At 75.1% G+C, this 14,448-nt stretch carries 11 protein-coding genes; 6 read left to right on the forward strand and 5 right to left on the reverse strand.

What is annotated here, in order from left to right; all coding sequences use genetic code 11:
- Positions 1-31: 31 nt before the first annotated feature.
- The gene (gene soxR / locus ACIPYS_RS02915) at positions 32-541 is read right to left on the reverse strand and encodes a redox-sensitive transcriptional activator SoxR (RefSeq protein WP_093862481.1); all 510 of its coding nucleotides are present in this window, start codon (positions 539-541) and stop codon (positions 32-34) included.
- 55 nt (positions 542-596) lie between these two features.
- Between soxR and ACIPYS_RS02920 the strand changes: the two genes are divergently transcribed.
- Positions 597-1,301: a transketolase gene (locus ACIPYS_RS02920; protein WP_093862482.1), complete on the forward strand. Its 705-nt coding sequence runs from the start codon at positions 597-599 to the stop codon at positions 1,299-1,301.
- A gap of 22 nt (positions 1,302-1,323) precedes the next feature.
- Positions 1,324-2,220, forward strand: coding sequence for a transketolase family protein (locus tag ACIPYS_RS02925; protein ID WP_093862483.1), 897 nt, complete (start codon positions 1,324-1,326; stop codon positions 2,218-2,220).
- 15 nt (positions 2,221-2,235) lie between these two features.
- Here ACIPYS_RS02925 and treZ read toward each other — a convergent pair whose 3' ends face one another.
- From treZ to glgX, 4 genes are all read right to left on the reverse strand, one after another.
- The gene (gene treZ / locus ACIPYS_RS02930; RefSeq protein WP_400742849.1) at positions 2,236-3,954 is read right to left on the reverse strand and encodes a malto-oligosyltrehalose trehalohydrolase; all 1,719 of its coding nucleotides are present in this window, start codon (positions 3,952-3,954) and stop codon (positions 2,236-2,238) included.
- Positions 3,955-4,038: 84 nt separating this feature from the next.
- Entirely contained in the window at positions 4,039-6,543 is a 2,505-nt protein-coding gene (locus tag ACIPYS_RS02935) for an alpha-amylase family glycosyl hydrolase (RefSeq protein WP_400742260.1), read from the reverse strand.
- Positions 6,544-6,642: 99 nt separating this feature from the next.
- Positions 6,643-7,398 carry a hypothetical protein gene (locus tag ACIPYS_RS02940; protein ID WP_400742263.1) on the reverse strand — a complete coding sequence of 252 codons (756 nt, stop codon included), beginning with the start codon at positions 7,396-7,398 and terminating at the stop codon, positions 6,643-6,645.
- Positions 7,399-7,530: 132 nt separating this feature from the next.
- A complete protein-coding gene (gene glgX / locus ACIPYS_RS02945; RefSeq protein WP_093862486.1) occupies positions 7,531-9,678 on the reverse strand; it encodes a glycogen debranching protein GlgX in 2,148 nt (715 codons plus the stop codon).
- A gap of 700 nt (positions 9,679-10,378) precedes the next feature.
- Between glgX and ACIPYS_RS02950 the strand changes: the two genes are divergently transcribed.
- The 4 genes from ACIPYS_RS02950 to ACIPYS_RS02965 all read left to right on the forward strand — a co-directional run bounded on the left by ACIPYS_RS02950 (position 10,379) and on the right by ACIPYS_RS02965 (position 14,427).
- Positions 10,379-11,659 (forward strand): SAV2148 family HEPN domain-containing protein, encoded by a 1,281-nt coding sequence (locus tag ACIPYS_RS02950; protein WP_093862487.1) that lies wholly within the window; start codon positions 10,379-10,381, stop codon positions 11,657-11,659.
- A 124-nt stretch (positions 11,660-11,783) separates the two neighbouring features.
- On the forward strand, positions 11,784-12,242 hold the full coding sequence (locus ACIPYS_RS02955; protein WP_400742268.1) for a GNAT family N-acetyltransferase: 459 nt from the start codon (positions 11,784-11,786) through the stop codon (positions 12,240-12,242).
- Positions 12,243-12,383: 141 nt separating this feature from the next.
- Entirely contained in the window at positions 12,384-13,631 is a 1,248-nt protein-coding gene (locus tag ACIPYS_RS02960) for a Dyp-type peroxidase (protein ID WP_400742271.1), read from the forward strand.
- Positions 13,632-13,794: 163 nt separating this feature from the next.
- Entirely contained in the window at positions 13,795-14,427 is a 633-nt protein-coding gene (locus ACIPYS_RS02965) for an RICIN domain-containing protein (RefSeq protein WP_400742274.1), read from the forward strand.
- Positions 14,428-14,448 lie beyond the last annotated feature (21 nt).

The raw sequence follows: 14,448 nt of genomic DNA on the forward strand, positions 1-14,448 counted from the left end.
CGAAAGACTGCCGAGGGGGCGCCGTCCGGGGTCAGACGCTGTCCGGCCCGTCCGCCGGGGCGGGCTCGGGGCCGGTGGCCGGGTCGCGGGTGAGCAGGTAGCGGGCGCCGGGGCCGGCCGCGGCCGCGCGGTCGTCGGCGTTGTAGAGCGAGCAGCGGGTGAGCGAGAGGCACCCGCAGCCGATGCAGCCGGTGAGCTTGGCCTTGAGCCGCTCCAGTTCGGTGATCTGCTCGTCGATCCGGCTCTGCCAGGACTGCGCGACGCCGTCCCACTCGGTGCCGCTGGGGGCGCGGTGCTCGGGAAGGCGGTCGAGGGCGACCTTCGCCTCGTCCAGGGACAGTCCGACCCGCTGGGCGGCGCGGACGAAGGCGATCCGGCGCAGGGTGCCGCGGGTGTAGCGGCGCTGGTTGCCGGTGGTGCGGGTGGCGTGGATCAGCCCCAGCCGCTCGTAGTAGCGCAGCGCCGAGGTGGCGAGGCCGCTCCGCTCGGAGAGCTGGCCGATGGTGAGCAGGTCGTGGCGGCTCGGCCCGTTGGCGATCATGGGTGACACTCTAGCGCTTGACTTGAAGCCGACTTCAGGTTGCAGCATCGGAGGCATGACGAACAGCACCCGAACCGCTACCTCCGGTTTCGCCGACCTGCCGGGCCTGATGGCGCTGATGACCGGCGACGAGAAGCACGGCCCGGCCGCGACCTCCACCCTGGACGCCCTGTGGGTCCTGTACGACCGGGTGCTGCGGGTCACCCCGGAGACGGCGCAGGCCCAGGACCGGGACCGGTTCCTGCTCTCCAAGGGCCACGGTCCGATGGCGTACTACGCGGTGCTGGCGGCCAAGGGCTTCCTCGACCCGGAGGTGCTGCCGAGCTTCGGCGCGTACGACTCGCCGCTCGGCCACCACCCGGACCGGTTGCTCGTCCCCGGGGTGGAGATCAGCTCGGGCTCGCTGGGGCACGGGCTGCCGATCGGGGTGGGCACCGCGCTCGGTCTGCGCGCCCAGGGCCTGCACGACCCGGCGGTCTGGGTGCTGCTCGGCGACGCGGAGTTCGACGAGGGCTCCAACCACGAGGCGGTGGCCTTCGCCGGCGCCTACGGCCTGGACCGGCTGCACGCCCTGGTGATCGACAACTCCTCCGCCACGCACGGCTGGCGCGGCGGCATCGCGGCGCGCTTCGCCGCCGAGGGCTGGTCGGCGGAGACGGTGGACGGCCGCGACCACGAGGCCCTGCACGCGGCGTACACCGCCGCGCACCCGGGCCGGCCGCGGGTCGTGGTCGCCCGCGTCGAGCCGAAGAACTCCTGAGCCGGAAAGGGCCCGAACCTCCATGGACACCATGCGCGACCGCTTCATCGACGTCACCTCCGGCCTGCTGGACGAGGACCCCCGGCTCGCCCTCGTCCTCGCGGACATCAGCGCCGCGGGTTTCCAGAAGGCCGCCGAGCGGCACCCGGACCGGCTGGTCAACGTCGGCATCCGCGAGCAGCTGCTGATCGGCGCCGCCGCCGGACTGGCGCTCACCGGGATGCGGCCGATCGCCCACACCTTCGCCAGCTTCCTGGTCGAGCGACCGTTCGAGCAGGTCAAGCTGGACCTCAACCACCAGGACGTCGGGGCGGTGCTGGTGAGCGCGGCCGGCTCCTACGATTGGCCGGCCGGCGGCCGCACCCACATGTCGCCGGGGGACGTCGCCCTGCTGGACACCCTGCCCGACTGGACGGTGCACGTGCCGGGCCACCCGGACGAGGCGGAACGGCTGCTGCGCCACGCGGTGGCCGACGGCGACAGCAAGGTGTACGTCCGGCTGTCCGCGCACCAGAACGAGCGGGCCGTGAAGGTCGAACCGGGCCGGTTCACGGTGGTCCGCGAGGGAGGCCGGGGCACTGTGGTCGCGGTCGGCCCGATGCTGGACGCCGTGCTCGCCGCCACCGCCAACCTGGACGTCACCGTGCTGTACGCGGCCACCGTCCGGCCGTTCGACGGCGCCGCGCTGCGGGCGGCCACCGGGCGGCGGGCGGACGTGGTGCTGGTCGAGCCCTACCTGGCCGGCACCTCCGCCAACGCGGCGCACGAGGCGCTCGCCGACCGGCCGCACCGGGTGCTGGCCCTCGGGGTGCCGCAGGCCGAGCACCGGCAGTACGGGTCGATCCCGGAGCACCTGGCCGCCTACGGGCTGGACGCGCACGGGCTGCGCGAGCGGATCGACGGCTTCCTGAAGCAGTAGCCCCGGGCGGGCCCGTCAGCGGCGGACCACCGCGACCGAGTCCGGATCGAGGGTCAGCCGGTCCCCGGAGCGGTGGTGCCCCCCGAACGCGGCCACCACTTCGCCGGCCGCCGGCACCGCGGCCGCCGCCCGCCCCAGGTTCACCGCCACCCGGTACGGCCCCCGGTGCACCACCAGCCAGCCGGCCTCCTCGTCGAACTCGGCCCGGACGGCGGCCAGGTCGGGATCGGTCAGCTCCGGGTGCTCCCGCCGCAGCCGGATCAGGGTCCGGGTCCAGTCCAGCAGCGCCCGGTGCGGCCCGCGCCGGGGCTCGGTCCAGTCCAGCACCGAGCGCAGCACGGTGGCCGGCTCCTGCGGGTCCGGCACCGAGTCCGCCGCCCAGCCGTGCTCGGCGAACTCCCGCCGCCGGCCCCGGCGGACGGCCTCGGCGAGGTTGGGGTCGGTGTGGTCGGTGAAGTACTGCCAGGGTGTGGCCGCGCCCCACTCCTCGCCCATGAACAGCATCGGGGTGAACGGCGAGGTGAGCACCAGCGCGGCCCCGCAGGCGAGCCGGCCGGGGGAGAGGCTGGTGGAGATCCGGTCGCCGAGCGCCCGGTTGCCCACCTGGTCGTGCGTCTGGAGGTAGCCGAGCAGCCGGTGGCCGTGGGCGGGCGGGAACGGGCGGCCGTGGTGGCGGCCGCGGAACGAGGACCAGCCGCCGTCGTGGAAGTACCCCCGGGTGAGGGTGCGGGCCACGGCGGCGAGCGGTGCGGCGGCGAAGTCCCCGTAGTAGCCCTGGGACTCGCCGGTCAGGGCGCAGTGCAGGGAGTGGTGGAAGTCGTCGCTCCACTGGGCGGCGAGCCCCTGCCCGCCGGCCTCGCGGGGCGTGGTGGTGCGCGGGTCGTTCAGGTCGGACTCGGCGACCAGGAACAGCGGGCGGTTGGTCGCCACCGCCAACCGGTCGACCTCGGTGGCGAGTTCCTCCAGGAAGTGCACCGCCCGGTCGTCGGCCAGGGCGTGCACGGCGTCCAGCCGCAGGCCGTCGATCCGGTAGTCGCGCAGCCATGCGAGCGCGCTGCCGATCAGATAGGCGCGCACCTCGTCGGAGCCGGGCGCGTCCAGGTTGACCGCCGAGCCCCACGGGGTGTGGTGCCGGTCGGTGAAGTAGGGGCCGAAGGCAGGGAGGTAGTTCCCGGCCGGGCCGAGGTGGTTGTGCACCACGTCGAGGACCACGCCGAGGCCCTTGCGGTGGGCGGCGTCGACGAAGCGCTTGAGGCCCTCGGGGCCGCCGTAGGGCTCGTGCACGGCCCACAGCGACACGCCGTCGTACCCCCAGCCGTGCTTGCCGGGGAACGGGCAGACGGGCATCAGCTCGACGAAGTCGACGCCCAGGTCGACCAGGTGGTCCAGCCGTTCGGCGGCCGCGTCGAAGGTGCCGGCGGGCGTGAAGGTGCCGATGTGCAGCTCGTACAGCACGGCGCCGGGCAGCGGGCGGCCGCGCCAGCCGGTGTGCGACCAGTTGAACGCGGCGTGGTCGACGGCCCGGCTCGGGCCGTCCGGGCCGTGCGGCTGCCGGGGCGAGCGCGGGTCCGGCATCGGGCGCCCGCCGTCCAGCACGAACGCGTAGTCCCCGGCGGGCGCCTCGCCCTGCCACCAGCCGGCGCGGACGGTGTCCCGGGCCAGCGGGTGGTGCGCGCCGTCGACCGCCACCTCGACCCGGTCGGCGGCGTTCGGGGCCCAGACCCGGTACCTCATGACGTCGCCCCTCCCGGCCTGCTGCCTCATGACGCGTTCCTCCCGGTCCGGTGCCTCATGACGCGTTCCTCCCGGTCCGGTGCCTCATGACGTGCCCCTCCTGGTCAGCAGCGCCACCGGCCGGTCGCCGGCCAGCAGTTCGTCCACCGGGACCGGGCCCGACGGGAAGCGACGGTCCGTCAATTCGTCCGTCCAGCCCTCTCCCGCGGGCAGGTGCAGCACGGTGTCGTGCCAGCCGCCGGTCCGGGCGAGCCGGTACGGCAGCCGGGTGACGGCGGTGAGGACGTCCGGACCGCGCCCGAAGGCGAGCAGGTGGGCGGCGGCCGGGCCGACGGCGGTGAGCGGGCGGTAGTCGCCCAACTCCCGGGTGCGGCGCAGGTGCAGGGCGGTGGTGGTGAGGTGCAGCTTCTCCCGGGCCAGGTCGCCGGTGCGCGCGGTCGGCGAGTCGGTGAGCCGCACGGCCAGTGCCCCGAGGTCGACCGGGCGCCGGTTGTCCGGGTCCACCAGGGTGTAGAGCGGCTCCTCGCTGCCCTGGTAGAGGTCCGGCACCCCGGGCACGGTGAGGTGCAGCAGGGCGGCGGCGAGCGTGTTGGAGCGGGCGTACGGGGCGAGCCCGGCCACGTACCCCTCGATCCGGGGCAGCAGCCCGGGGTTGCCGAAGACGCCTTGGGCGCGCTCGGCGAGGGCGCGTTCGAAGCGGACGTCCTGGGTGGTCCAGGAGGTGCGGAGCTTCGCCTCCCGGGCCGCCTTGAGCGCGGCGGCGACCAGCCGTTCCGGGGAGAGCGGCCAGCCGGCGACCAGGGTCTGCCAGAGCAGCCAGTCGCTGTCGGGGTCGTGGCCCGGGGCACGACCGGCGGCCGTCGACCAGGCCGCCGCCTCGGCGGCCCACTCCCGCGGTTGCTCGGCCAGCACGGCCAGCCGGGCCCGGGCGTCGGCACTGCGCTTGGTGTCGTGGGTGGAGAGCACCGTCATGGTGTGCGGCCAGTGCCGTTCGACGTAGTGGCACCAGGCGTGGAAGTCCTCCGGCCGGACCCCGGGCCGGGCGGGCTCGCCGCCGACCTCGTTGAGGCTCAGCAGCGCGTTCCAGCGGTAGAAGGCGGTGTCCTCGACGCCCTTGGCGGCCACGGCGGCGGCGGTCTGCCCGAACCGGACGGCGAACTCGTCCTGCTCGGGCCCGCGTCCGAGCGCGCCCGCCGCGAGCTCCGCGACGAACCGGTCGGTGGCGTCGGTGGGCCCCTCGTCGGCCGCGCGGGCGGCGCGCAGCTGCTCGGCGGAGACCTCCGGCAGCGGCTCCCCGGGGCGGAGGTAGGGGCGGTACGCGGGGTAGCCGGTCAGCAGCCGGCCCAGGGCGGCGCGCAGCCGCTCCGGCGGGTGGTCGGCGAACGCCGGGTGGGCGGCGCCGAGCCGGACGGCCAGCCGGACCAGCCGCTCGACCTCGGCGGACAGCTCGCCGCCGGGCCCGGTCATGTCGGCCCGTCCCCGCCGGGCGGCGGCCAGCGCCGGGTGCGGGTCGGCGCACGGCTCGCCGGGGTCCGGGACGCCGGGGTCCGGACCGTCCGGGCCGTCGGGGGAGGCGGTCAGGAACGCCTCGTACGCCCCGGCCAGCCGGCAGGCACCCGCGTGGTCGGTGAGCACCCCGTCGATCCGGCGCAGCGCGTCGTACCCGGTGGTGCCGGCGCAGGGCCAGTCGGCGGGCAGCCGCTCCTCGCCGGTGAGGATCTTCTCCACCACCGTGTAGGCCCCGCCGGTGGCCCCGGCCAGGCGTTCCAGGTAGCCGCGCGGGTCGGCGAGCCCGTCCGGGTGGTCGATCCGGAAGCCGTCCAGCACGCCCTCGCGGTGCAGCCGCAGCAGCACGCCGTGGGTGGCCTCGAACACCTCGGGGCGCTCGACCCGGACGGCGATCAGCTCGTTCACGGTGAAGAACCGCCGGTAGTTCAGCTCGGTGCGGGCCAGCCGCCACCAGGCCGGGCGGTACCACTGCCGGCCGAGCAGCTCGGGCAGCGGCAGCGTCTCGGTGCCGGGGCGCAGCGGCAGCACGTGGTCGTGGTAGCGGAGCGTGTCGCCGTCGACGGCCAGCTGGTCGAGGACGGCGCCGAGCCGGTCGCCGAGCAGCGGCAGCAGCACCCGGCCGCGTCCGGGGGCGTCCACCGGTCCCGGCTGGGCGGTCCAGTCGATGTCGAACCAGTCCGCGTACGGCGAGTCGGGGCCGTCCCGCAGCACCTCCCAGAGCGGCCGGTTGAGGTGCTCGGGGACGGGGACCGCCATGTGGTTGGGCACCACGTCGGCGATCAGCCGCAGGTGGTGCCGGTGGGCCTCGGCGGCCAGTGCCCGCAGCGCCTCCTCGCCGCCGAGCTGCTCGGATATCCGGCCGTGGTCGACGGTGTCGTAGCCGTGGGTGGAGCCGGGCACGGCGGCCAGCAGCGGGGAGAGGTGCAGGTGGGAGACGCCGAGGGCGGCCAGGTAGGGGACGGCGGCGGTGGCGTCGTGCAGGGTGAAGCCGGGCTGGAGCTGGAGGCGGTAGCTGGCCGACGGCACGGCGGCGGGGGTGGCGGCCGGGCGGGACTGCGCGGGCTCGGCGGCGTGGGTCATGCCTCCATGCCTACCCGGCGGGGCGCGGGGGCAAGACCCGTTGCTGGACCGAACAGGTGAGCGGGGCCCGCCGGGGGCGGATGTGTCCGGGGCGGACGCTCAGTGGCCGCGGCGGCGCCACCCCCGGGGCACGGTGAAGTAGCCGGGGCGCTGCGGCCCGCCCGCCCCGGAGCGGCCGAGGCGCAGGATCCGGCCGTGTTCGGCCCGGGCGGCCCGCACCGCCTCGGCGGCGGCCGGGTCGTCCGCGTACTGGGCGAACGAGCTGTTGAACATGGTCGGGGTGGGTTCCGCGACCGGCGTCCGGCCCGGCTCGTCCCAGCTCAGGCGGGCGTCCAGGGGCTCCGGCGCGAACAGTGCGGGGAGGTCCCGCGGCGAACCGTCCGGGTGGCGGCCGCCGTCGCGGTAGTACGCCAGCGCGGCGGCGACCGAGCCGCGCCGGTGCGGCAGCCGGGGGTCGGCGTACCCGTCCGCGCCCCAGTCGGCGACGCCGGCCGCGTCGATCCGGCGCAGCAGCTCCGGCGGCTCCAGCGCGGTGGCGAAGTAGGCCGTCGCGGCGAGCTGGCAGACCAGCTCCAGCCGGCGGCCCGGGTCGAGCCCGAGCCCGGGGGCGGTCCGGCGGTCGTCCACCTGCGACACGACGAAGGTGATCCCGTCGACCGCGCCGAGCCGTTCGACCAGCCCCTCGACCAGGGCGCGTTCGGCGGCCCGGGCGGCCTCCGCCCCGGGGGTGCGGGTGCGGGCGAGCACCCACCGGTACGGGGGCGGGCGGCGGACCGTCGCGTCCGCGACCCGGCCCGGGACGGAGAGCAGTGTCCCGAGCAGGAACTCCGCCGTGGTCGTCCGATCGCCCGCCATCGCCCCCGCCGCCCCTCGCACCGGTCCCCGGGCAGGCTCCGGCCTCCCCGGGGACCACGGTGGCCCGTGCGACGGCGGATGCGCAAGGGCCCTCGGTGCACCCGCACGCCGCGGGTGGGTGCGCCCGGCCGCTCAGGCCGGGCGCTGCAGCACCATCAGCGAGCGGTCGACGAGCTGCAGCGCGTCCCCGGCCTTGACCACCGCGCCCGTGCCCGGCGCGGGCAGCCGGGCCTGCGCGGTGTCCACCACGACCTGCCACTCCTGCCCGTGCCCGGCCGGCACGGTGAACTCCAGCGGCTCGAAGTGCGCGTTGAACATCAGCAGGAAGGAGTCGTCGACGATCCGCCCGCCGCGCCGGTCCGGCTCCGAGATGGCGTAGCCGTTCAGGAAGACGGTGAGCGACTTGGCGTAGCTGGCACCCCAGTTGCGCTTGGTCATCTCCTCCCCGGCGGGCGTGAACCAGGCGATGTCGGTGAGGTCCTCGTACGCGCCGGACCCGCCGCCCTCCCCGGTGGGCCGCCCCGGGACCGGGCGCCCGTGGAAGAAGCGGCGGCGCCGGAACACCGGGTGGTCGCGGCGCAGCCAGACCATGCCCTGGGTGAACTCCAGCAGCCGGGCGTCCGGCCCGTCCCCGGTCGGCCAGTGCACCCAGGTGAGCGGGTTGTCCTGGCAGTAGGCGTTGTTGTTGCCGTGCTGGGTGCGGCCCAGCTCGTCGCCGTGCGAGAGCATCGGCACGCCCTGCGAGAGCATCAGGGTGGCGAGGAAGTTGCGCTGCTGGCGGGCCCGCAGCTCCTCGGTGCCGGGGTCCTCGCCGGGGCCCTCGACCCCGCAGTTCCAGGAGCGGTTGAAGGACTCGCCGTCCCGGTTGTTCTCGCCGTTGGCCTCGTTGTGCTTGTCGTTGTAGGAGACCAGGTCGCGCAGGGTGAAGCCGTCGTGGCAGGTGACGAAGTTGATCGAGGCGATCGGGCGGCGGCCGTCGTCCTGGTAGAGGTCGGAGGAGCCGGTGAGCCGGGAGCCGAACTCGGCCAGGGTGGCGTTCTCGCCGCGCCACAGGTCGCGGACGGTGTCGCGGTACATGCCGTTCCACTCCGTCCACAGCGGGGGGAAGTTGCCGACCTGGTAGCCGCCCTCGCCGAGGTCCCAGGGCTCGGCGATCAGCTTGGCCTGGGAGACCACCGGGTCCTGCTGGACCAGGTCGAAGAACGAGGAGAGCCGGTCCACCTCGTGGAACTGCCGGGCCAGGGTGGCGGCGAGGTCGAAGCGGAAGCCGTCGACGTGCATCTCGGTGACCCAGTAGCGCAGCGAGTCCATGATCAGCTGGAGCACGTGCGGGCTGCGCATCAGCAGGCTGTTGCCGGTGCCGGTGGTGTCCTCGTAGAACCGCTGGTCCCGGGCGAGGCGGTAGTAGGAGACGTTGTCGAGGCCGCGCATGGATAGCGTCGGGCCCAGGTGGTTGCCCTCGGCGGTGTGGTTGTAGACCACGTCGAGGATGACCTCGATGCCGGCCGCGTGCAGCGCCTTCACCATCGACTTGAACTCCTGCACCTGCTGGCCCCGGTCACCGGTGGAGGAGTAGGAGGAGTGCGGGGCGAAGAAGCCGACGGTGTTGTAGCCCCAGTAGTTGGCCAGTCCGAGGTCCCGCAGCCGGTGGTCGCGGACGAACTGGTGCACCGGCATCAGCTCGATCGCGGTGACGCCGAGCTTGGCGAGGTGCTCGATCACGGCCGGGTGGGCGACGCCCGCGTAGGTGCCGCGGATCTCCTCGGGGATCCCCGGGTGCAGTTTGGTCAGGCCCTTCACATGGGCCTCGTAGAGCACCGTGCGGTGGTAGTCGGTGCGGGGCGGCCGGTCGGTGCCCCAGTCGAAGTAGGGGTTGATCACCACCGAGTGCATGGTGTGCGGGGCGGAGTCGAGGTCGTTGCGGCGCTCGGGGGCGCCGAAGTGGTAGCCGTAGACCGACTCGTCCCAGTCGATGGTGCCGCTCATCGCCTTGGCGTACGGGTCCAGCAGCAGTTTGGCGCTGTTGTGCCGCTGGCCCAGGCCCGGGTTGTAGGGGCCGTGGACGCGGAATCCGTAGCGCTGGCCCGGCTGGACGCCCGGGAGGTAGGCGTGCCGGACGAAGGCGTCCGTCTCGCGCAGTTCGACGGAGGACTCCGAGCCGTCCTCGTCGAGCAGGCAGAGCTCGATCCGGTCGGCGCTCTCCGAGAACACGGCGAAGTTGGTGCCGGCCCCGTCGTAGGTGGCACCGAGGGGGTAGGAGGTCCCTGGCCAGACCTGCATGGTTCCTCGACTTCCTTGCGTAGAAGGAGAACTGACGTAAAGTCCGACGGCCGGGCCCGGACCTCGGAGGCACTCTCTTCCCGGCCTCGCGGCCGGGCATGCGCCGCTCGGGCACCGTGACCCACGGCACACGGCGGCACAGTCCGCATACTCCCCGACGCTTCGCCCGACGGCGGGGCCATTTGTGCCGTATTCGCCCGAACGGGTGTCCGCGCGCGTCGCCGCGGGCCGTGGCCGGCGGTCCGAGCCGGTCAACGGGGGCCGTCGCGGGTGCGTCGCGGGTGCGTCGCGGGCCCTCCCGGGTGGGCGCGGGCCGGTGCGGGGTGCGTCGCGGGGCCCTCCTGGGTGGGCAGGCGTCCTCCCGGGTCGGGCCGGCGCCGTCGAGGGGCTTTCGTGGTGGGCGGGGCGGGTGAGACGGTTGGGGTGCCCCGGCGGCCCGGCCGCCGCCGTGCCCCAACCGGCTGCGGGCGGTTCGCGGCGGGCAGTACCCTTGATCGTCCGGCTGTTCGGGACTCATGGCGATCCATCAGGCGAACCGTCGGCGAACCGGCGGTGCGCCCCGGTGTGTCGGCGGTGCGTCCCCGGCCGTCCGGTCGTCCGGTGCGCCGAGCGGCCGACCGGCCGGACGGCGGACAGGCGGTCAGACAGACAGCTCCGAGCGGCCCCGGGCGGCTCACGACAGGAACCAGGTGAGGTGCGCATGGTGTTCCCCGCCGGCGGTCGTGGCGGTGGGCCCGGCGGCCCCGACCGTGGCGGCGCCCGCAGCGAGGCGCCGACGGTGGTCATGCGCCCCGCCCTGACCGGCGGGCGCTCGCTCGTCCCCGCCCAGGGCGGGCCGGTCGAGGTCCCCGCGCTCGCCTGGTCCGGCGCCGAGTGGGAGGACGCCTACCAGCGGGTCAGGCTCTCCGGCCGCGCCTACGTCTGGCTCAACCTGGTCGAGCAGCGGCTCCGCTCGCTCGTCGACGAGGTGCTGCACCCGATCTACGCGCCCGCCCACGGCGAGGACTGGGTCACCGCCGCGGCCGGCCCGGCCGGCGAGGAGTGGGCGCACCGGGCCGGCGCCGTCCGCGAGGTCAGCCGCCGCAAGGGCTACCTGCTCGACCCGGCCGACGACGACCCGCTGGTCTTCCTCACCCTGCCGCAGCTGCGCGAACTGATGGTCCAGCACTGGCCCTGCTTCGAGCCGTACCTGGCCGACCGCCGGGAGATCGAGCTGGCCCTCGACGAGCTGGAGGTCGCCCGGCACGTCGTCTCCCGCAACCGTGTCCTCACCCCGACCGTGCTCGCCCAGGCCGAACGGGCCTCCGCCCGGCTGCTCGCCCTGCTCGACGGCGGCACCGGGGCCGTGCCCGCGGACGTGGTCGAGTCCCTGGTCGCCGGCCGGTACGCGGACGTCGTCGCCGTCCACCCCGACCGGGTCCGGCTCCAGCGCGACCTGCCGGTCGAGGACCTCCTCGACGGCGCCCGGCGGCTCGACGCGCTCGGCATCGGCCTCGGCATGCTCTGCCAGAACTACACCGGCAAGCGGCTGGTCCGGCTCGCCGGCGAGGGCTGCCGGGTCCGGCTGCTCTTCCTCAACCCGGCCAGCAGCGCCGTGCGCCGCCGCGAGCGCGAACTCGGGCTCGGACGCGGCGAGCTGGGCCGCTCCATCCAGATGAACATCCTGCACGTGCGCCGGGTCCGCGCCGCGCTGCGGGACCAGGGCGGCTTCGAGATCCGGGTGTTCGACGAGACCCCGCGGTTCACCGCCTACCTGGTCGAGGGCACACCGGCGGGAGCGACGGCCCCCGGCGGCCGGCGGCAGACCCGCGACCTCGGCGTCGTCCAGCCGTACCTGCGCCGGGCCCGGGGCATGGAATCGCCCGCGCTGGTCCTGCGCGGCGGTGCCGGCCAGGAGCCCGGCGGCACCGACGCCGGACTGCTGGAGGTCTACCGCGAGGAGTTCGAGGGCATCTGGGCGGACTCCCGCCCGGTCTCCTGAACCGACGCCTCCCCCGGGCGGGGGAGGCGGCCCCTCCTCGCGGGTCCTCCCGGCTCCTCGCGGCTCCTCCCGGCGGCCGGAAAACCGCTGGCCGGGCGGGCGCGACGGCTGCGACAGTGCCCGGATGAACAGCACTCCCGACTGGACGCTGCGCCCCGGCCGCCCCGAGGACGTCGAGCCGCTCGCGGCGCTGCGCGCCGAGGTCATGCGCACCGACCTGGTCCGCCTCGGCCGCTACGACGAGGACCGGGTCCGCCGGCGCCTGCGGGAGGGCTTCTCCACCCGCTGGACCGCCGTCGTCGAGGTGGCCGGGGTCCTGGCCGGCTGCTGCACCGTCCGCCCCGCCGAGCAGGGCGGACGCCTCCTGGAGCACTTCTACCTCGACCCGGCCCACCAGGGCGTCGGCCTCGGCGGTGCAGTCCTGCGCCGGCTGCTGGCCGAGAACGACGCGGCCGGCGAGCCGGTGCGGCTGATCGTGCTCCGGGGCAGCCGCGCCCGCCGCCTCTACGAGCGGCACGGCTTCGCCTTCGAGCGCGAGGACGGGGTCGACGTCCACCTGCTCCGGCCCGCCGGGGAGCGGTAGGCGGGCCCGTTCGGCGGCTCCCCCCTTCGGGCGGCGAGCGGAGGCGGTCCGGGGCGGGCGTTGCTAGCGTCGAATCCATGATCAGCGGCCCGGCACCGGGTCCGCCCGCGCTCCTGGACCCGCCGCCCCGGAAGGCCCCCGTTGACCAGTCAGTACACGAGCGACCCGGGCGCCCCCGTCGCCTCGCGCCGCAGCTTCGTCCGCACCGCGCTCGGCGCCGGGGCCGTCGGAGCCTTCGCCCTCGGTACCGCCGGCCCCGCCCCGGGCGCCCCCGCCGCCACCACCGGGCGGATCCCGTTCCACGGCGTCCACCAGGCCGGCATCCTCAACCCGCCCCCCGGCTACGGCACCTTCCTCGCCCTCGACGTCCACGTCAACGACCGCGCCGCACTCGCCGCCCTGCTGCGCACCCTCACCGACCGGATCCGCTTCCTCACCGACGGCGGCACCCCGCCCGACCTCGGCCCCGGCGCCGCACCCTCCGACAGCGGCACCCTCGGCCCCGCCGCCCTGCCCACCGACGACCTCACCGTCACCGTCGGCGTCGGCGCCTCCCTCTTCGACGCCCGCTACGGCCTCGCCGACGCCCGCCCCGCCGGGCTCACCGCGATGCGCACCTTCCCCAACGACGGCCTGCGCCCCGCCGAATGCCACGGCGACCTCTCCCTCCAGGTCTGCGCCACCAGCCGCGACACCGTCCAGCACGCGGTCCGCCACCTGCTGCGCGGCACCGGCAAGGCGCTCAGCCCGCGCTGGCAGCTCGACGGCTACCAGAACCGGGCCCGTCCGGCCGGCGCCGCCCGCAACCTGCTGGGCTTCAAGGACGGCATCCAGAACCCCGACACCGGCTCCGCCCAGCAGATGGACGCCCTGGTCTGGGTCGGCGCGGACGCCGGCGGACCGGCCTGGGCGGTCGGCGGCACCTACCAGGTGATCCGCGCCGTCCGCACCCTGGTCGGCCCCTGGGACGAACTGCCCCTGGGCGAGCAGGAGCGGATCATCGGCCGCCGGAAGTCCGACGGCGCCCCGCTCGGCCGCACCAAGGAGGGCGACACCCCCGACTACACCCAGGACCCGAACGGCGCCGTGATCGCCCTCGACTCCCATATCCGCCTCGCCAACCCCCGCACCGACGCCACCCGCGCCGACCGCATCCTGCGCCGCGCCTTCAACTACGACCGGGGCCTCGACGCGGGCGGCGTCCCCGAACTCGGCCTCGCCTTCTGCTGCTACCAGCGCGACATCGCCAGGCAGTTCGAGACCGTCCAGACCCGACTGATCGACGAGCCCCTCGCCCGCTTCCTCCGCCCCACCGGCGGCGGCTACTTCTACGTCCTCCCCGGCGCCCAGGACCCCACCGACTGGCTCGGCCGCACCCTGCTCGGCTAGGGCGTGGTCGGAAGTCGCCTGTCCGCATGGGGTTCTATCTCCGCAACAGGATTGACGTCCTCCCGTGGCGCGGGCGGAGCGCCGCTGTGCAAGCTGGCCACGTTGCGCAGCGGCACCAGGACGGCCGGACCGGCGGTCCCCGCTCCGCGTTCGGGGGATCCCCATGCGGGTACGCAAGACTCTCCTCGGCCTGTCCGCCGCCTCGCTCACGGCCCTGATGTGCGCCGTGGCGGTCCCGGGCGTCGCCTCCGCGGAGGCGGCCCTGCCCGCCTCCGCGCTCACCCTGGGCCGGGCGGTCGCCGACACCCACGCCGACACCCGCGCCGACGGTCCGCAGCGCGAGGCCGGTGCGCGGCAGGCCGTGACCGGCACCTACATCCGGATCAACAGCCTCTACTCGGTGACGTCGGGCCAGTGTCTGGACGCCGACGCCAACAACGGCGGCAACGGGACCAAGGTGCAGGTCTGGGGGTGCAACGGGTCCACGCAGCAGGAGTGGATCTCGTGGAGCGACTACAGCATCGAGAGCGTGCGGTTCCCGGGGATGTGCCTGGACGCGGACACCAACGGGAACGGCGGCAACGGGACCCGGGTCCAGCTGTGGCAGTGCAACGGCGCCACGCAGCAGAAGTGGTTCGTGCGGGCCAACGACGTCGCGATCTACAACTCGCGGTACAACAACGGCTACAACACCGTGCTGGACCGGGACACGAACGTGTCCGGCAACGGCGCCCAGGCGCAGCTGTGGCAGAAGAACTACCAGTCGCAGCAGTGGTGGAGGATCGTCGGCGCGTAGTACCGGTCGTCGGACGGCCGG

Origin of the sequence: Kitasatospora sp. NPDC089913, from assembly GCF_044748625.1 — a bacterium.
Classification (GTDB): Bacteria; Actinomycetota; Actinomycetes; order Streptomycetales; family Streptomycetaceae; genus Kitasatospora.